Origin of the sequence: Streptomyces sp. NPDC088553, from assembly GCF_044752965.1 — a bacterium.
Lineage (GTDB): Bacteria > Actinomycetota > Actinomycetes > Streptomycetales > Streptomycetaceae > Streptomyces.
Genome location: NZ_JBIVMG010000004.1, coordinates 363912 through 381754 on the forward strand (window position 1 = coordinate 363912; position 17843 = coordinate 381754).

The window sequence follows — 17843 nt, forward strand, 5'->3', positions numbered from 1 at the left end:
GGATCGAGGTGGAAGTGCCTGACGTCTCCGTGGTCGTCATCGCATACAACGACGCAGAGCGTCTGCCGACGGCCGTACAGTCGGTGCTGGAACAGACCCTGCACGGCGTCGAGGTCGTGATCGTCGACGACTGCAGCAAGGACGACACCTTCGCCGTCGCCCAGGCGCTCGCCGCCAGGAACCCTGACCGGGTCAGGGCGTTCCAGCTGCCGAAGAACAGTGGCGGCTGCGGCGCGCCCCGGAACTACGGCATCCAGCAGTGCGCCGGCGACTACGTCATGTTCCTCGACAGCGACGACGTGCTCGAGCGCAACGCCTGCCGCAACATGCTGGAGGCCGCCGAGGGCACCGGCTCCGACATCGTCTCCGGCCTCTGCGTCCGCGTGCACCTCGACAGCCGCAACCAGAAGCGGACCTCCTGGTACCCGTGGCTCTACTCGACGACCCGGACCATCGAGTCGATCACCGAGCTGCCGGACCTGCTGACCTTCGACACCCTGTCGACGAACAAGTGCTACCGGCGCGAGTTCCTCCTGGAGTCCGGGCTGGAGTTCCCGGTCGGGATCCACTACGAGGACCTGCTCTTCTCGGCCCAGGCCTACGTCGCCGCGCGCCGGATCACGCTCATCCCGAACACGGTCTACTACTGGAACGTGCAGGAGAGCGCCGCCGCCAAGTCGATCAGCAACAGGCGCCACGAGATCGCCAACTTCGTGCACCGCATGGAGATCCACCGGCGCGTGGACGCCCTGCTGGAGAGCAAGGGCTACGACGAGCTCAAGTACCGCAAGGACATCAAGTTCCTCAAGCACGACCTGGTCCTCCACTTCCGCGACCTGGCGCTGCTCGACGAGGACTACCGGCGCGAGTTCGCCGCGGTCGCCAACGGCTACCTGGCCGAGATCGACCCGCAGGCGTACGACGAGGTGCAGCGCATGCACGCCATCTGCGCCTACCTGCTGAGCAAGGAGGACTGGAACAACCTCCTCCCCGCCACCGACGCGCTCACCAACCCCGGCCGCCTCACCTCCCCGCTCGCCGAGAAGGACGGGCAGGTGTACTGGTGCGCCGAGCACCTGGACACCGAGCAGGGCCGTCAGATCCTGGACGTCACCGCGTCCAACTTCCACAGCCGGCCGCTGACCTCGATCGTCCTGGGCAACCGGCTGACCTCGTACTCCAGCGCCGACGGCGTCGTCAGCCTCGCGGGCCGCGTGGTCAACCCGCTGGGCCGGATCAGCCCCGACGCGGAGATCAGCGCGGTGCTCGAGGTCTCGGCCCGCCGCAGCGTCGGCGGCAAGACCGCCCACATCCCCGTCACCACGATCCGCCACGCCGGCGACCGCATCGAGTGGGAGGGCCGGGCCGACATCGCCCGCACCGTCCGCCCCCTCGGCATCATCGACGCCGTCTGGGACGTCCGTCTGATCCTCACGGTCGACGGCCAGCGGCTCAGGACCCGGGTGTCCGTCGGCGGGACGCCCATCGACGAGGCCGGCGCCCTGCGGATCCGCCCGCGGCTCACCCAGCTGGTCTCCGACCGCTTCGTGCCCGAGGTCACCAAGAAGGGCAATCTGTCCTACGTCCTCGGTGCCGAGGGCAAGGCGGCCGTGCACACCTCGGCGATGATCGAGGGCGCCATGCACGGGCGCGCCGCCGGACTCGCGAAGACCAGTCTGAAGCGCCTGCTCAAGGCGAAGAAGGACCTGCGCTCGGGCGAGACCAAGCTGCGCGTCTACCACGAGTTCTACAGCAAGCTGCCGATCCGCAAGGGCCTGGTGGTCTTCGAGAGCCACCTCGGCAAGCAGTACAGCGACAGCCCCAAGGCGATCTACGAGGAGATGCGCCGCCAGGGCATCCCGTTCGAGGCCGTCTGGTCGTACGCCGGGGCCAAGCCGACGGGCTTCCCCGAGGACGCCACCCTGGTGCAGCGCTGGAGCTGGCAGTACCTGCGCGCGCTCGCCCAGGCCGAGTTCTGGATCGACAACCAGGGCTTCCCGCTGCGCCTCACCAAGCGCCCGGGGACCACGTACATCCAGACGTGGCACGGCACCGCCCTCAAGCGGATGGGCTTCGACGAGCCCACCACGAAGGCCCGCGGCCTGGCCGCGGCGGCCTCCTTCCAGCAGGCCCTGGACCGCTTCGACCACTTCCTGATCCGTGGTGAGCACGACCGCCGCACCCTCGCCCGGGGCTTCCGCCTCCGCGACGAGGTGCTGCTGCCCGTCGGCTACCCGCGCAACGACGACCTCGCCGAGGCGCGCCGCAAGGAGACCGAGACGGGTCACCGGGACCGTGGTCCGCTCGCGGCCGAACTGGGCATCGACCCGGAGAAGAAGGTCCTGCTCTACGCGCCGACCTTCCGCGCCGCCCCCGGTGGCAAGGTGCGTGCCTTCCAGGCTCCCTTCGACGTCGAGGAGTTCGCGGAGCGGTTCGGCGACACCCACCAGCTGCTGATCAGGACGCACTACCTGAACAGCGTGACGCTGCCGCCGTCGGTCCGGGGACGGGTCATCGACGTCTCGCGCCACCACGACATCACCCCGCTGCTCGCCCTCGCGGACGGGCTGATCACCGACTACTCGTCCGTGATGTTCGACTACGGGCTGCTCGACCGCCCGATGATCTTCTTCACGTACGACTACGACGAGTACGCCAAGGAGAACCGCGGCACCTACTTCGACCTGAAGGAGCGCGCTCCCGGTCCTGTCGTGGCCACGGCGGAGGAACTCTTCGGGGTGATCGCCAACTTCAAGGACGAGGCCGACACCAAGTACGCGGCGGCCCGCCAGCGGTTCAACACGGAGTTCAGCGAGTACGACCGAGGCGACGCGGCCCGTCAGATCGTCGCCAAGTTCTTCACCAGGAGCGGGAAGTGACCCACCAGACCACCGTGTCAGGCCGCGACATCTTCATCGTCTCCAACAGCGTGGACGAGATGGGCGGTGTCACGACCTGGACCCACCAGATGGCCAGGGAGTTCACCGACCGCGGCCACCGGGTCCACGTCATCGGCATCACCCCGGCCCCCGAGGGACGCCGGCACGAGTTCCCCGACGCGCTGCCGTACGACACCACCACGCTGTACGACGGGCACCCGCCGCAGGTCCGCCCGCTGCGCGGACTCAAGGGCAAGCTCAACGCGGCCGAGCGCCGGCGCCACGCGGCGCGTGCCGCCGGCATGCGCGAGCGCGCCGACCGGATGACGGCACTCTTCGCCGCCGCCCGGCCCGGGGCCGTCGTGATCGTGACCCAGGTCTGGGCGATGGAGTGGGTGGCCCTCGCCGACACGAAGAACCTCGTCGTCATCGGTATGAGCCACGAGTCGTACGCCGCCAGCGCCGGCTCCTCCCGGCTCGGCCGGGTGAAGCGGTACTACAAGGACGTCGACCGGCTCCTCGTGCTCACCCCGGGCGACGCGGACCAGTGGATCCGGGCAGGCATGGACAACGTCGGGCACATGCCCAACGCGCTGCCCTTCATGCCCGACACCCCGGCGCCGCGCACCGAGAAGGTCGTCGCCTGCATCGGTCGTCTCTCGCATGAGAAGGGGGTGGACATGCTGCTCGACAGCTGGGCCGAGATCGCGTCCCACCACCCCGACTGGAAGCTGCGGATCTACGGCGCCGGCGACGAGGAGGACGCGCTGCGGGAGCGGACCGCCTTCCTCGGGCTCGACGAGTCCGTGGAGTGGATGGGGCGCACCAACGACGTCCTCGGGGCGCTCTCCCAGGCCTCGGTGTTCGCCCAGGCGTCCCGGGCCGAGGGCTTCCCGATCACCCTGCTCGAGGCGATGGCGGCGGGCGTGCCCTGTGCGGCGTTCGACTGCGCGCCGGGTGTCCGGGAGATCATCCGTGACGGCGAGGACGGTCTGCTCGCCCGCCTCGGCAACACGATGGAGCTCGGCGGTCACATCAGCACGCTGATCACCGACAAGGAACTGCGGGACCGGATGGGCGACGCGGCCTTCGAGAACGTGAAGCGGTATGCCGCCGACGAGATCACCGACCGCTGGGAGGCCCTCTTCGCCTTCCTGGAGCGCTGACGGTCCTACGGAGAACGGCAGAGAAGCGGAAGGGCCGGGGAGTCGAACTCCCCGGCCCTTCCGCTGTGTTCGCCCGATCGCGGGGTCAGACCGCCGCGCCGCGGCGCGCGACCCAGCCGGCCCAGGCCGAGGAGATCATGTCGCGCACGTCGTGACGGGCCTTCCAGCCCAGCTCCGACGCGATGCGGTCGGCGGCGGCGACGACCCGGGCGGGGTCGCCGGCGCGGCGCGGGGTGACGAGCGGCTCGGTGGTGTGGCCGGTGATCTCGTTGATCAGCTCGACCATCTCGGTGACGGAGACGCCCTCGCCACGGCCGATGTTGACCGTCAGGTCGCGCGGCTCGCCCGCCTCGGCCCACTCCGCGAGCTTGCGCGCGGCGACGAGGTGCGCATCGGCCAGGTCCTCGACGTGGATGTAGTCACGGATGCAGGTGCCGTCGGGCGTCGCGTAGTCGTCGCCGAAGATCCGCGGGGCCTCCCCCGCGTCCAGGCGCTCGAAGACCATCGGGACCAGGTTGAAGACCCCGGTGTCGGCCAGCTCGGGGGTCGCAGCTCCGGCCACGTTGAAGTAGCGCAGGCAGGCCGTGGAGATGCCGTGCGCCGCGCCCGCGGCGCGCACCAGCCACTCGCCGGCCAGCTTGGTCTCGCCGTACGGGCTCAGCGGCAGGCAGGGGGTCTCCTCGGTGACGAGGTCGACGTCCGGCATGCCGTAGACGGCGGCGGAGGAGGAGAAGAGGAAGTTGCGCACGCCGGCGGCGGCGACGGCCTCCAGGAGGACCGTGAGACCGATGACGTTCTCGCGGTAGTAGTGCAGCGGCAGCTCGACGGACTCGCCGACCTGCTTCTTCGCGGCGAGGTGGACGACGCCGGTCACGCCGTGCTCGGTGATCGTGCGGTCCAGGACCTCGCGGTCGAGCGTGGAGCCGACCACCAGGGGGACGCCTTCCGGCACCCGCTCCTCGTACCCCGTGGACAGGTCGTCCAGGACGACGACCCGCTCGCCCGCCAGCGTCATGGCGCGCACCACGTGAGAGCCGATGTATCCGGCGCCACCGGTGATCAGATAAGTCATAGTGCCCCAAACCCTTTCACTGTGAACTGCGGGCAAGCCGACGGAGCCTGGCCCTGACCGCCCGAAAACCGTCCCGGGCTCCGGGTGCGATCCGTACGGCCAGCGACCCGTTCGCCGTGGCGTACTGCTGCACCAGAAGTACACCGTACCGGCTGCTCGGAAGCACCGAGCGACGCTGGGAGCCGTCCGGCGGGCGCAGCGAGGTGGTGAACGTCTCTCCGTTCGCGCACGTCACCGTGACTCCGATGTCCCACAGCTGGACGCCCTCACGGCCGCGCGTCCGGCCGCTGCCGGCGAGCCCGGTGAACCGGACCGGGACGCGGGCGGACCAGCCGCCCTCCGCCCCGACGGCGCCGTCCTGACCGTCCGCGCCGTCCGTCGCGGGGACGGGGCGCAGCTCGGCGTGTTCCGTCCGCGCGGGCTCGGTGTCGCCGCGCGGCAGGAAGGCGAGTTCGGCGGTACGGGGGCCGGCCTCGGTCAGCCGTCCGTACAGGTCCCGGACCGTGAACAGCAGCTCGCCACCGCCCCCGGTGCGCAGCCGCGCGTCCACGACGAGCGGCAGCTCGTCCAGCGGCAGCCCTTCGATGCCGTCCAGCCGGGCCTCCGGCAGGTCGTCGGCCCAGACGGCGGCGGAGCGGCCGCCCGCGTACGGAGGGAGCAGGCGGGCCGGGTTCGCGGCCAGCCGGGAGAGCCGGAGCAGATCGCGCGGCTCCTTCGCGGCCAGCAGGAAGCGGGCGATCCAGCGGGCGGGGGCGACCGCGGCGGCGATCTCCGGCTCCGCGAAGCCGGCCAGGTGCTCCCGGGTGAGCTCCCACCACTCGGCCCGGTGGGTGGCGTCGCGCAGCCGCAGGTCCCGGGCGTACATGCGCAGGTCGTGTTCGAGGAACTTGGTGCGGCAGGCCGCCGCGAGCTCCGCGCGACCGGCCCGGACGAAGGTCTCGACGGCCGCGCGGTGGGCGGCGATCCGGGCCTGCCAGTTGGAGACGCCCTCCCGGTCCAGCGAGATCGACAGCTGGGCGGCGGCGCGGCGGACGTGCCAGACGTACACGGTCTCGGGGATCACGGCGACGCGGGGGGCGGCGGCGTACACCCGGGCGGTGAAGAGGAAGTCCTCGTAGACGAAGCGTCCCTCGGGGAAGAGGATGCCGTGCTCGACGAGGAAGGCCCGGTCGTAGACCTTGTTGACGCAGAGGGTGTCGTGGACCAGGGGGCGGAGCTCGGCGGGCGTCTCCAGGACGGCGGGCTCGCGGTAGAGCGAGGGCTGCCAGCGGACGTCCCGGCCCTCGGGAAGCTCACGTCGTACGCAGACGCCGACGGCCACCTGGGTGCCGTGCAGGTCCGCGGCGGCGACCAGGGCCTCGGCGGCGCCGCTCGGCAGGATGTCGTCGCTGTCCAGGAACATGACGTACGGGGCCGTGGCGGCCCTGATGCCGTCGTTGCGGGGGGAGCCGCAGCCGCCGCTGTTCTCCGTTCGGTGCACCACGCGCAGCCGGGGGTGCTGGGCGGCGAGCTCGTCGAGCACCCGGGCCGTGCCGTCGCGGGAGCAGTCGTCGACCGCCACGACCTCCGCCACGACGGGACCCTGGTCGAGCGCGGACCTGATCGCCTCTCCCACCAGCTCCTCGTCGTTGTAGGCGATGACGACGACACTGAGCCGGCCTGCGGTCTCGGACGGGGGCGCTGTACTCACACCAGGATCCTACGGGAGCCCCTGGTGCCCCCGGCGTGGACGTACGTGGGCCCCCGCACCCCCCGGCGTGGACGTACGAGGGCCCCCGCACCCCCCGGTCCGGGGGGTACGAGGGCCCACTGCGGCGAGCTTCCCGCCCGGTCCTGCTAGAAGGGGTCGAACTCGTCGAACGCGCGCTGCGCGTCGTCGCGCTCCGCCTCGCGGTCACGGCGGCGCTGGGCCGCCGGGCGCGGGGCTTCGAGACGGTGGTCCTCGCCTCGGCGGCCGAGCATTTCGGCGCCCGCCATCATCGTGGGCTCCCAGTCGAAGACGACCGCGTTCTCCAGGGAGCCGATCGCGACGCCGTCGCCCGCGCGGGCGCCCGCCTTCATCAGCTGGTCCTCGACGCCGAGGCGGTTGAGGCGGTCGGCCAGGTAGCCCACGGCCTCGTCGTTGTTGAAGTCGGTCTGGCGGACCCAGCGCTCCGGCTTCTCGCCGCGCACCCGGTACACGTCCTCGGCCTCGTCGTACGTGACCGTGAAGCCCGCGTCGTCGACGGCCTTCGGGCGGATGACGATACGGGTCGCCTCCTCCTGCGGCTTCGACGCGCGCGCCTCGGCGACGATGCCGGCGAGGGCGAAGGAGAGCTCCTTGAGGCCGAGGCGGGCCACGGCGGAGGCCTCGAACACCTGGTAGCCGCGGGCCTCCAGGTCCGGGCGGATCATGTCCGCGAGGTCCTGGCCGTCGGGGATGTCGACCTTGTTGAGGACGACGATGCGGGGCCGGTCCTCAAGACCGCCGTACTGCCGCAGCTCCTCCTCGATGATGTCGAGGTCGGTGACCGGGTCACGGTCCGATTCGAGGGTCGCGGTGTCCAGCACGTGCACCAGGACCGAGCAGCGCTCGACGTGGCGCAGGAACTCCAGGCCCAGGCCGCGGCCCTGGCTGGCGCCCGGGATCAGACCCGGCACGTCGGCGATCGTGTAGACGGTCGAGCCGGCCGTGACGACGCCCAGGTTCGGGACGAGCGTGGTGAAGGGGTAGTCCGCGATCTTCGGCTTGGCGGCCGAGAGGACCGAGATGAGCGAGGACTTGCCGGCGCTCGGGTAGCCGACGAGCGCCACGTCGGCGACGGTCTTCAGCTCCAGGACGATGTCCCGGGCCTCGCCGGGCTCGCCGAGGAGCGCGAAGCCGGGGGCCTTGCGGCGCGCGGAGGACAGCGCCGCGTTGCCGAGGCCGCCGCGGCCGCCCTGGCCCGCGACGAAGGTGGTGCCCTGGCCGACGAGGTCGGCGAGGACGTTGCCCTCCTTGTCGAGGACGACGGTGCCGTCGGGCACGTTCAGGACGAGGTCCTGGCCGTCCTTGCCGGAGCGGTTGTCGCCGGCGCCGGGCTGACCGTTGGTCGCCTTGCGGTGCGGCGAGTGGTGGTAGTCGAGGAGCGTGGTGATCGCCTGGTCGACGACCAGGATCACATCGCCGCCACGGCCGCCGTTGCCGCCGTCGGGGCCGCCGAGCGGCTTGAACTTCTCCCGGTGAACGGAGGCGCAGCCGTGGCCTCCGTTACCCGCGGCGACATGCAGCTCGACGCGGTCCACGAAGGTGGTCATGGTTGTGCCTCCATCTGAATACGTGCGGAATGTCTATCTAGTAACACGCGAAAGGCGGACCCGCTTCCCGACCGGGAAGTGAGGTCCGCCTCCGCAAAATGAACCGATCAGGCGACCGGAACGATGTTCACGACCTTGCGGCCACGGTGGGTGCCGAACTGCACCGAACCGGCCTGCAGGGCGAACAGCGTGTCGTCGCCGCCACGGCCGACGCCGGAGCCCGGGTGGAAGTGGGTGCCACGCTGGCGGATCAGGATCTCACCCGCGTTGACGACCTGACCGCCGAAGCGCTTCACGCCGAGCCGCTGGGCATTGGAGTCGCGCCCGTTCCGGGTGGACGATGCGCCCTTCTTGTGTGCCATGTCTCAGTCCCTCTTACTTCGCAGCCGCGGGGATACCGGTGACCTTGATCGCCGTGTACTGCTGACGGTGACCCTGGCGACGGCGGTAGCCGGTCTTGTTCTTGTAGCGCAGGATGTCGATCTTGGCGCCCTTGTGGTGGTCCACGACCTCGGCCGTGACCTTGATGCCGGCCAGGACCCACGGGTCGCTGGTCACGGCGTCGCCGTCGACAACGAGCAGGGTCGAGAGCTCGACCGTGTCGCCAACCTTGGCAGTGGAAATCTTGTCAACCTCAACGATGTCGCCGACAGCAACCTTGTGCTGGCGACCACCGCTGCGCACGATGGCGTACACGCGGATCTCTCTCTCACTCGGGATCGAAACCTCTGAAGCCAGCCACTCACACGGACCCGAGGGCCCGCGGCGTTCCGGAATCGGACGAGCGGCCTCTCCCGACGAGCGGGAGGGAGGTGCTCAGAGGCGCGGCGCATCGATAGACACGCCGACGGTCTAGGTTACGGGCGGCTGCCTCGGAGGGTCAAATTCGCCCGTTCGGTACGGGCCGCCCCCGGTGAGGGGGGCGGCCCGTACCCACCGGTCAGTCCTGGGCCGGGGCGGCGGTCTTCTCCGCCGCCTTCTTGGCCGGGGCCTTCTTGGTGGTGGTCTTCTTCGCCGCGGTCTTCTTGGTCGCCGCCGTCTTCTTGGTGGCGGCCTTCTTGGCCGTGGTCTTCTTCGCCGCGGTCTTGCGCGCCGCCGTCTTCTTGACGGGGGCGGGCTCGGCCTCGGCCTCGGCGGCCTGCGGAGCCGTCTCGGTGGCCTCGGCCGGGGCCGTGGTCACCACGACGACGGCCGCCTCCTCGGCGCCCGAGGGCGAGCCGGCGGGAGCGGTGGCCTTGCGGACCACCCGGCGGCGTGCCCGCGGCGGGGCGGCCACGGGGGCCTCCTCGACGACGGGCTCGGCGACCGGCTCCGCGACGGGCTCGGCGACCGGCGCCACGACGGGCTCCGGCTCCGGGGCGGTCTCGGCGACCGGCTCGACGACGGTCGGCGCGGCGGCCGGCTCCGTGGTCGAGACGACCGGGGAGGTCACCCGGCGGGTGGCACGGCGACGGCCGCGGGGGGCCGGGGCGGCGGTCTCCTCGACCGCCGGCTCGGCGACGGCCTCGGCGACCGGGGCCACGACGGGCTCCGGCTCGACGACCGGCTCCGGCGCCGCCACGGGCTCCGGCTTCGGCTCGGCCTTCGGCTTCGCCTCGAACTCGACGGCCTCGGTCTCCACGACCGACCGCGCGGCGGCCGGAGCCGACACCCGGCGGGTCGCCCGACGACGGCCACGGCCACGGGTCGCGGCGGCCTCCGCCTCGGCGATGGAGCCGTACAGCTCCTCGTCCGCGGCGATCGGCTCGGGCAGGGCCACCGGGGCGGCCAGCTCGGCGGCGACCTCGGCCTCGGTCTCGGCGGTCTCGCCGTCCGTCTCGGTGGCCTCGGTGACCTCGGCGTGCTCGTGCTCGTGGGCGTGCTCGGCGCCGCCGCGGCCGCGCTTCTTCGAGCGCTTGCCGCCACCACCGCCACCGGCGGTGGTCGGCTGCTCCATGTGCACGATGACACCGCGGCCGTTGCAGTGGACGCAGGTCTCGGAGAAGGACTCCAGGAGGCCCTGGCCGACCCGCTTGCGGGTCATCTGCACCAGGCCGAGCGAGGTGACCTCGGCCACCTGGTGCTTGGTCCGGTCCCGGCCCAGGCACTCCAGGAGGCGGCGCAGCACCAGGTCGCGGTTGGACTCCAGGACCATGTCGATGAAGTCGATGACGACGATGCCGCCGAGGTCGCGCAGCCGGAGCTGACGCACGATCTCCTCGGCCGCTTCGAGGTTGTTCCTCGTGACGGTCTCTTCGAGGTTGCCGCCCTGGCCGGTGAACTTGCCGGTGTTGACGTCGACGACGATCATCGCCTCGGTCTTGTCGATCACCAGCGAGCCGCCGCTGGGCAGCCAGACCTTGCGGTCGAGCGCCTTCATGAGCTGCTCGTCGATCCGGTACGTCGCGAAGACGTCGACCTCGCTCGTCCACTTGGACAGGCGGTCGGTCAGGTCCGGGGCGACGTGGTGCACGTAGCCGTGGATGGTCTCCCACGCCTCGTCACCGCTGACGATGACCTTGGAGAAGTCCTCGTTGAAGATGTCGCGGACGACCCGGACGGTCATGTCCGGCTCGCCGTAGAGCAGCGTCGGGGCGTTGCCGCTCTTCGCCTTCTTCTGGATGTCCTCCCACTGCGCCTGCAGTCGCTCGACGTCGCGGCGCAGCTCGTCCTCGCTCGCGCCCTCGGCGGCGGTGCGCACGATGACGCCCGCGTCCTCGGGGACGATCTTCTTGAGGATGGTCTTGAGGCGGGCGCGCTCGGTGTCCGGGAGCTTGCGGCTGATGCCGGTCATCGAGCCCTCGGGCACGTACACGAGGTAGCGGCCGGGCAGCGAGACCTGGCTGGTGAGACGGGCGCCCTTGTGGCCGATCGGGTCCTTCGTCACCTGGACGAGGACCGACTGGCCGGACTTGAGGGCGGTCTCGATGCGGCGCGGGCCGTTGCCCATGCCGAGCGCCTCGAAGTTGACCTCACCGGCGTACAGGACGGCGTTGCGGCCCTTGCCGATGTCGACGAAGGCGGCCTCCATGGACGGCAGGACGTTCTGGACCTTGCCCAGGTAGACGTTGCCGACGTACGAGGTGGCCTGCTCCTTGTTGACGTAGTGCTCGACGAGCACGTTGTCCTCGAGGACGCCGATCTGGGTGCGCTCGCCGCTCTGGCGGACGACCATGACGCGCTCGACGGCCTCGCGGCGTGCCAGGAACTCGGCCTCGGTGATGATCGGGACGCGGCGGCGGCCCTGCTCGCGGCCCTCGCGGCGACGCTGCTTCTTGGCCTCCAGGCGGGTCGAGCCCTTGATGGACTGGACCTCGTCGGCGCCGGTACCAGGCTCGGCCTTCTCGCGGGCCGGGCGGGGCTCGCGGACCTTGACGACCGTACGGACGCCCTCCTCGTCGGTGCCCTCGACGTCGGCGGAGGCGTCCCCGCTGCGACGGCGGCGGCGACGACGGCGACGGGAGCTGCTGGAGCCGCCGAAGGCCTCGGCCTCGTCGTGCTCCTCCTCGCCGTCCTCGGACTCCTCGGACTCGTCCTCCGCGTGCGGCTCCTCGCCGTCCTCGGAGTCCTCGACCTCGGTGAGCTCACCACGACGACGGCGACGGCCGCCACGGCGGCGACGACGGGACGGGCGGTCCTCGTACTCGTCGCTCTCCTCGGCCTCCTCGGCCTCCTCGACCTCGTCGGCGACGGCCTCGACCTCGGGCTCGTCGGCGACGGTGGCGGGGACGGGCTCGACGGCGACGGGCTCGCCACGGCGGCGACGGCGACGGCGGGAGCCCTCGGGGCGCTCGACGGGCTCGGGGGTCTCCTCGACCTCGGCCTCGACCTCGGCCTCGACGAGCTCGATCTCCTCGACCGTCTCGTCCTCCTCCGGCTCCACCGGCGCGGCGGCAGCGGCCGCGGCGGCGGTCTCCGGGGTCTGGAACATCGGCTCGGTGAAGACCGGCGCCTGGAAGACGGCGACGGAGGGGCGCGCGGCACGGCGCGACTCGCGGGCCGGGGCGGGCTCGGAGGTGAACTGCGGGGAGGTCGCGCGGCGGCGGCCGCGGCCACGGGTGGCGGCGGTCTCGGCGGCGGTGACCTCGGCCTCGTCGGCGGCGATCTGCGCGACGGCGGCCGTCGGCAGCGACTCGCCGGTGGCGGCGGCCTCGGCGGTCACCTCGGGCGAGGTGACCTTACGGGTGGCACGGCGGCGGGTACGCGGGGCGGGCGCGGCGGCCTCCTCCGCGACCTCGGCGGCCGGGGCGGTCTCGACGACCGGCTCGGCGGGCGCGGCGGCGGGCGTCACGACCGCGGTCTCCTCGGCGGCCGCGGGCGCGCCGGCCGGGGCGGTGGCCTTGCGGGTGGCGCGGCGGCGGGTGCGGGCCGGCGGGGCGGCCTCGGGGGCCTCCTCGGCGACCGGCTCGGCCGGCGTGACCTCGGTGGTCTCCTCGGGGGCCTCGGCGACGACCGGGGAGGTCACCGGCGAGGTGGCCTTACGGGTGGCGCGGCGGCGCGTGCGGGCCGGGGCGGCCTCGGGGGCCTCCTCGACGGCCTCGGCGGCGACGGCCTCGGCGGCGGGGGTCTCCACGACCGGCTCCGGGGTCTCCGCGGCGGGTGCCGCGTTCTCCGCGGCCGGCGCGGTGGCCTTGCGGGTGGCCCGGCGGCGGGCACGCGGCGCGGGTGCGGCCTCGGTCTCGGCCGGGGCGGCCTCCGCGGCCGCGGTCTCGGGGGCCGTGGTGGCCGCTGTGGTCTCGGCGTTCGCACCCGTCACCGGCGGACCGGCGGGGCGGGAAGCGGCGCGGCGCCTGCGGCGCGGCGGCAGCTTGTCACCGGGGGCGTTGGTGTCTTCGTTGGACTCGAGCATGCGGGGTTCTCCCGTCACGCTCCCGGGCGCCGCGTCTTGGTCCGGTCCGGCGGCACGGTCGCGCCTGAGGCGCGGTGCCGCCGTCCGGGGCGCGGGCGCCGCACGGGAGCTCTGTGTCTGGCTCGCCGGTTCCGTACGCACTGTGCGTACGGCCTGGCGAAAGTCTCCTGGTCAGTGCGCTGCCCGACCCAGGTGGCTCCCGAGTACCAGGGCGGCGCTACGACGACCGCTCCCTACGCGATGCCGGTACCCGGCGCCGTCGCAGAGGCGGTCGCGGCGGCCGTGGTAGATGCGGCCGTGACTGCCTCGCGGTCGGGCGCGAGCGGGTCGGTCACCGTGCCGGACTCCTCGTCGAAGAGCCCCTGCGCCAGCCTGGTCACCGCAGCGGGGACCGGCGGCGCCAGGTCGGCCACAGCTCGGAGACCGGACAGGACGTCGTCGGGTCGTACGGCAGGTGTCACGTGCCGAACAACCAGCCGCAGTATCGCACAGGCGCTGTCCAGCGGCCTATCACCCTGGGGATCGCCCTGGGGAGCGGCTGCCGTCAGCTCGGTGACCGCGGAACGCGCGTCGAAGGTGCGGACGCCGTTCTTGGTCTTGCGCTGTACTTCCACGGTCTCGGCCGCGAGAAACGCCTCGGCGGCCTTCTCCACGTCCTCGACGGTGACGCCTTCGAGGCGCAGCTCCCAGATGGAGGCGGTGAGCCGGTCGGCGAGGCCCGAGGTCCGGGCCTCGACGGCGTCGGTGATGTCGAGGCCGGCCGGGAGGGACTCGTCGAGCAGGACCCGCAGGGTCTCCGGGTCGCGTGCCTCGGTGAGGGCGATCTCCAGGTATTCGGCCTCGGAGCCCGTGCCCGTGGGGGCGGCGTTGGCGTACGACACCTTGGGGTGCGGGGTGAAGCCGGCCGAGTACGCCATGGGCACCTCGGCACGGCGCAGCGCACGCTCGAAAGCGCGCTGGAAGTCACGGTGGCTGGTGAACCGGAGGCGGCCGCGCTTGGTGTAGCGCAGTCGGATGCGCTGCACCGCCGGTGCGGGCGGCGGGCCTTCGGGCTGTCGCTTGCCCAGTGGTTCTTCTCCTCGGTGCGGGGCGGCGCGGGTGGCGCCGTCCACGAGATGTACGGGTCGCCCTGGGGGTCCCGCCCGGTTCACCCCCGCTTTCGCGGGGAGATCTCGGGGGCGGGCGCCGCGCCGGGGACGTTCGTTGTACTACCCAGAGTACGCGCCCGGGCCGCCTCCGGTTCCCCGGACCCGGACGACCGGACTGAGCCGACCAGGGCACGCCAGGTGTCCCGGCGGGCCTCCCGCACGGCGGCGCGGGCCGAGGCGAGCGCTTCGCGGGCCGCGCGTCCGGCTCCGGTGAGCGTCTCCTTCGCGACGCGGCCGGCCGTGGCGGCGAGGCGGCCGGCCGCTGCGGCGCCACGGCGGGCCGGGGCCCAGACGTGGTCGCGGATCCAGTGTCCGACGGGGGTGCAGACGCTCCGCCAGAACCAGACCAGGGGCAGACCCACCAGGGTTCGTACCATCCACCCCACCGCACGCCCGACGGCCCGCGACACGTACCCGGCGACGCGCCAGCACAGGGCGAGCGCGTCCCGGACCTCGCGCGCGACGGGCACCAGGACCCGGTTCCAGAGCCACCCGAGGGGGACGACGATCCCGTACCGGACGAGCGGGACGAGGACGCACCGCCAGAGGCCCGCCCAGGGCCACACGAACACGGCCTTGGCCAGCAGGACGATGGCGACGGCGATGCCCCGGCCGAGCCGGGGGAAGAGCCACCCGAGGCCCTTCCCGACGGGGGTCAGCACGTACCGGTCGAACCAGAGGACGGGCACGACGACGCCGTACCGGAGCAGCGGCACCAGGACGTGCGTGAAGAGCGCGGCGACCGGGACGAACACGCCCTTCTCCAGGAGGAAGGAGAGCCCGGCGCCGAGCGGGACGAGGACCCGCCGGTACAGCCAGACGCTGGGTACGGCGATCCCGTGGCGGCAGACGGGCACGACCACGTACCGCCAGAGGCCGGTCCACGGCCAGACGAACACGGCCCTGGCCAGCCACCCGGCCCCGGTCCCCAGGACCCGCCCGAGCCGGGGGAGGAACCACCCGAGTCCCGCAGCGACCGCCGCGAGGGCCCGGGCCAGGCCGCGGCCGGTCGGGCGCAGCAGCGTGCGGTGGAGCCATCGGGCCGGCGCGGCGATCCCGTACCGGGCGACGGGCACGAGCAGATACCGCCAGAGCCCCACCCACGGCCACACGAGGAGCAGCTTCCCCAGGACGCGGCCGCCGACCGCGAGTCCCCGGCCCACCGGGGCGAGCACCGTCCGGTCCAGCCACCGCACCGGACGGGCCGCCAGGTGGTGGACGAGCCACCCGAGCCCCCTCCCCACGCCGGTGAGCACCCGGACGAGGCCCTGGTGCAGCCCGGTGAGCGCATGCGCGAGTCCCCGGCCCGCCGGGCGCAGGACCGCGCGGTCGAGGACGTGGGCCGCGGCCACGAGGGCGTCCCAGACCATGCGGACCGGCAGGACGGCGACCAGCACGACGATCCGGACGGGGATGCGGATCAGCGCGGGCGGCGGCGGGCTCTCCATGGTCATGCCCGAGATGACGCGAAGGCCCGGCGGAGGGTTCTCCCTCACGCCGGGCCGTTCGCCGGATTTCTCTCCGGTCGGAGCTACTTCACGACCGACAGCGGCAGCAGCTTCTTGCCGGTGGGGCCGATCTGGATGTGGGTGTCCATCTGCGGGCAGACGCCGCAGTCGAAGCACGGGGTCCAGCGGCAGTCCTCGACCTCGGTCTCGTCGAGCGAGTCCTGCCAGTCCTCCCAGAGCCAGTCCTTGTCGAGACCGGAGTCCAGGTGGTCCCAGGGCAGGACCTCCTCGTAGGTGCGCTCGCGGGTCGTGTACCAGGCGACGTCGACGCCCATCTCCGGGAGCGTCTTCTCGGCGCAGGCCATCCAGCGGTCGTACGAGAAGTGCTCGCGCCAGCCGTCGAAGCGGCCGCCGTCCTCGTACACCGCGCGGATGACCGCGCCGATGCGGCGGTCGCCGCGGGACAGGAGGCCCTCGACGATGCCCGGCTTGCCGTCGTGGTAGCGGAAGCCGATCGAGCGGCCGTACTTCTTGTCGCCGCGGATCTTGTCGCGGAGCTTGCGCAGCCGCTCGTCCGTCTCCTCGGCCGACAGCTGCGGGGCCCACTGGAACGGGGTGTGCGGCTTGGGGACGAACCCGCCGATGGAGACGGTGCAGCGGATGTCGTTCTGGCCGGAGACCTTGCGGCCCTCGGCGATCACGTTCATCGCCATGTCGGCGATCTGGAGGACGTCCTCGTCGGTCTCCGTCGGCAGGCCGCACATGAAGTACAGCTTCACCTGGCGCCAGCCGTTGCCGTAGGCGGTGGAGACGGTCCGGATGAGGTCCTCCTCCGAGACCATCTTGTTGATGACCTTGCGCATGCGCTCGGAGCCGCCCTCGGGGGCGAAGGTGAGGCCGGAGCGGCGCCCGTTCCTAGTCAGCTCGTTGGCCAGGTCCACGTTGAAGGCGTCGACACGGGTGGACGGCAGGGACAGGCCCACCTTGTCCTCCGTGTACCGGTCGGCGAGGCCCTTGGCGATCTCACCGATCTCGGAGTGGTCCGCGGAGGACAGCGAGAGGAGGCCGACCTCCTCGAAGCCCGTCGCCTTGAGACCCTTCTCGACCATCTCGCCGATGCCGGTGATGCTTCGCTCCCGCACGGGGCGCGTGATCATGCCGGCCTGGCAGAAGCGGCAGCCGCGGGTGCAGCCGCGGAAGATCTCGACGGACATGCGCTCGTGGACGGTCTCCGCGAGCGGCACGAGGGGCTGCTTGGGGTACGGCCACTCGTCGAGGTCCATGACGGTGTGCTTGGAGACGCGCCACGGCACACCGGACTTGTTGGGCACGACACGGCCGATGCGGCCGTCCGGCAGGTACTCCACGTCGTAGAACCGCGGGACGTACACCGAGCCGGTCCTCGCGAGGCGGAAGAGGACCTCCTCGCGGCCGCCCGGCCGGCCCTCGGCCTTCCAGGAGCGGATGATCTCGGTCATGTCGAGGACGGCCTGCTCGCCGTCGCCGATGATCGCCGCGTCGATGAAGTCCGCGATCGGCTCGGGGTTGAAGGCCGCGTGGCCGCCCGCGAGCACGATCGGGTGGTCGACGGTCCGGTCCTTCGACTCCAGCGGGATGCCGGCCAGGTCGAGGGCGGTGAGCATGTTCGTGTAGCCGAGCTCGGTGGAGAAGCTCAGGCCGAAGACGTCGAACGCGCCGACGGGGCGGTGGCTGTCGACCGTGAACTGCGGGACCTTGTGCTCCCGCATCAGCTCTTCGAGGTCCGGCCAGACGCTGTAGGTGCGCTCGGCGAGGACGCCCTCGCGCTCGTTGAGCACCTCGTAAAGGATCATGACGCCCTGGTTGGGCAGACCGACCTCGTACGCGTCCGGGTACATCAGCGCCCAGCGGACGTCGGCGGACTCCCACGGCTTGACCGTGGAGTTCAGCTCTCCACCGACGTACTGAATCGGCTTCTGCACGTGCGGGAGCAGAGCTTCGAGCTGCGGGAAGACAGACTCGGCAGCAGACATCTCGAACCTTCGTG

Annotated in this window: 11 protein-coding genes; 2 read left to right on the forward strand and 9 right to left on the reverse strand. The window is 72.1% G+C overall.

The window, feature by feature from the left end; translation table 11 throughout:
* Positions 1 to 8: 8 nt before the first annotated feature.
* Complete coding sequence (locus ACIP8Z_RS14780) at positions 9 to 2879, forward strand: CDP-glycerol glycerophosphotransferase family protein (RefSeq protein ID WP_402083089.1); 2871 nt, start codon at positions 9 to 11, stop codon at positions 2877 to 2879.
* A 59-nt stretch (positions 2880 to 2938) separates the two neighbouring features.
* Positions 2939 to 4045 carry a glycosyltransferase gene (locus ACIP8Z_RS14785; protein WP_402083838.1) on the forward strand — a complete coding sequence of 369 codons (1107 nt, stop codon included), beginning with the start codon at positions 2939 to 2941 and terminating at the stop codon, positions 4043 to 4045.
* A gap of 85 nt (positions 4046 to 4130) precedes the next feature.
* On the opposite strand, the gene galE is transcribed toward ACIP8Z_RS14785, so the two are convergent.
* From galE to ACIP8Z_RS14830, 9 genes are all read right to left on the reverse strand, one after another.
* Positions 4131 to 5117 carry a UDP-glucose 4-epimerase GalE gene (galE, locus tag ACIP8Z_RS14790; protein ID WP_402083091.1) on the reverse strand — a complete coding sequence of 329 codons (987 nt, stop codon included), beginning with the start codon at positions 5115 to 5117 and terminating at the stop codon, positions 4131 to 4133.
* A gap of 16 nt (positions 5118 to 5133) precedes the next feature.
* Entirely contained in the window at positions 5134 to 6807 is a 1674-nt protein-coding gene (locus ACIP8Z_RS14795; RefSeq protein WP_402083094.1) for a glycosyltransferase family 2 protein, read from the reverse strand.
* A gap of 146 nt (positions 6808 to 6953) precedes the next feature.
* Positions 6954 to 8393 (reverse strand): GTPase ObgE, encoded by a 1440-nt coding sequence (gene obgE / locus ACIP8Z_RS14800; protein ID WP_318211181.1) that lies wholly within the window; start codon positions 8391 to 8393, stop codon positions 6954 to 6956.
* Positions 8394 to 8500: 107 nt separating this feature from the next.
* Entirely contained in the window at positions 8501 to 8755 is a 255-nt protein-coding gene (gene rpmA / locus ACIP8Z_RS14805; protein WP_030317577.1) for a 50S ribosomal protein L27, read from the reverse strand.
* 13 nt (positions 8756 to 8768) lie between these two features.
* A complete protein-coding gene (gene rplU, locus ACIP8Z_RS14810) occupies positions 8769 to 9089 on the reverse strand; it encodes a 50S ribosomal protein L21 (protein ID WP_015033583.1) in 321 nt (106 codons plus the stop codon).
* 244 nt (positions 9090 to 9333) lie between these two features.
* The gene (locus ACIP8Z_RS14815) at positions 9334 to 13221 is read right to left on the reverse strand and encodes an Rne/Rng family ribonuclease (RefSeq protein WP_402083096.1); all 3888 of its coding nucleotides are present in this window, start codon (positions 13219 to 13221) and stop codon (positions 9334 to 9336) included.
* A gap of 233 nt (positions 13222 to 13454) precedes the next feature.
* Positions 13455 to 14246 carry a TIGR03936 family radical SAM-associated protein gene (locus tag ACIP8Z_RS14820; RefSeq protein ID WP_402083841.1) on the reverse strand — a complete coding sequence of 264 codons (792 nt, stop codon included), beginning with the start codon at positions 14244 to 14246 and terminating at the stop codon, positions 13455 to 13457.
* 122 nt (positions 14247 to 14368) lie between these two features.
* The gene (locus ACIP8Z_RS14825) at positions 14369 to 15823 is read right to left on the reverse strand and encodes a hypothetical protein (RefSeq protein ID WP_402083098.1); all 1455 of its coding nucleotides are present in this window, start codon (positions 15821 to 15823) and stop codon (positions 14369 to 14371) included.
* 77 nt (positions 15824 to 15900) lie between these two features.
* Positions 15901 to 17829 carry a TIGR03960 family B12-binding radical SAM protein gene (locus ACIP8Z_RS14830; RefSeq protein ID WP_402083101.1) on the reverse strand — a complete coding sequence of 643 codons (1929 nt, stop codon included), beginning with the start codon at positions 17827 to 17829 and terminating at the stop codon, positions 15901 to 15903.
* Between the last annotated feature and the right edge of the window lie 14 nt (positions 17830 to 17843).

Bases quoted from the DNA above. Each gene is read 5' to 3' on its own strand.
- ACIP8Z_RS14825 (WP_402083098.1), bottom strand. From the start codon at position 15,823: ATGACCATGGAGAGCCCGCCGCCGCCCGCGCTGATCCGCATCCCCGTC.
- galE (WP_402083091.1), bottom strand. From the start codon at position 5,117: ATGACTTATCTGATCACCGGTGGCGCCGGATACATCGGCTCTCACGTG.
- ACIP8Z_RS14830 (WP_402083101.1), bottom strand. From the start codon at position 17,829: ATGTCTGCTGCCGAGTCTGTCTTCCCGCAGCTCGAAGCTCTGCTCCCG.
- ACIP8Z_RS14785 (WP_402083838.1), top strand. From the start codon at position 2,939: ATGGGCGGTGTCACGACCTGGACCCACCAGATGGCCAGGGAGTTCACC.
- obgE (WP_318211181.1), bottom strand. From the start codon at position 8,393: ATGACCACCTTCGTGGACCGCGTCGAGCTGCATGTCGCCGCGGGTAAC.
- ACIP8Z_RS14815 (WP_402083096.1), bottom strand. From the start codon at position 13,221: ATGCTCGAGTCCAACGAAGACACCAACGCCCCCGGTGACAAGCTGCCG.
- rpmA (WP_030317577.1), bottom strand. From the start codon at position 8,755: ATGGCACACAAGAAGGGCGCATCGTCCACCCGGAACGGGCGCGACTCC.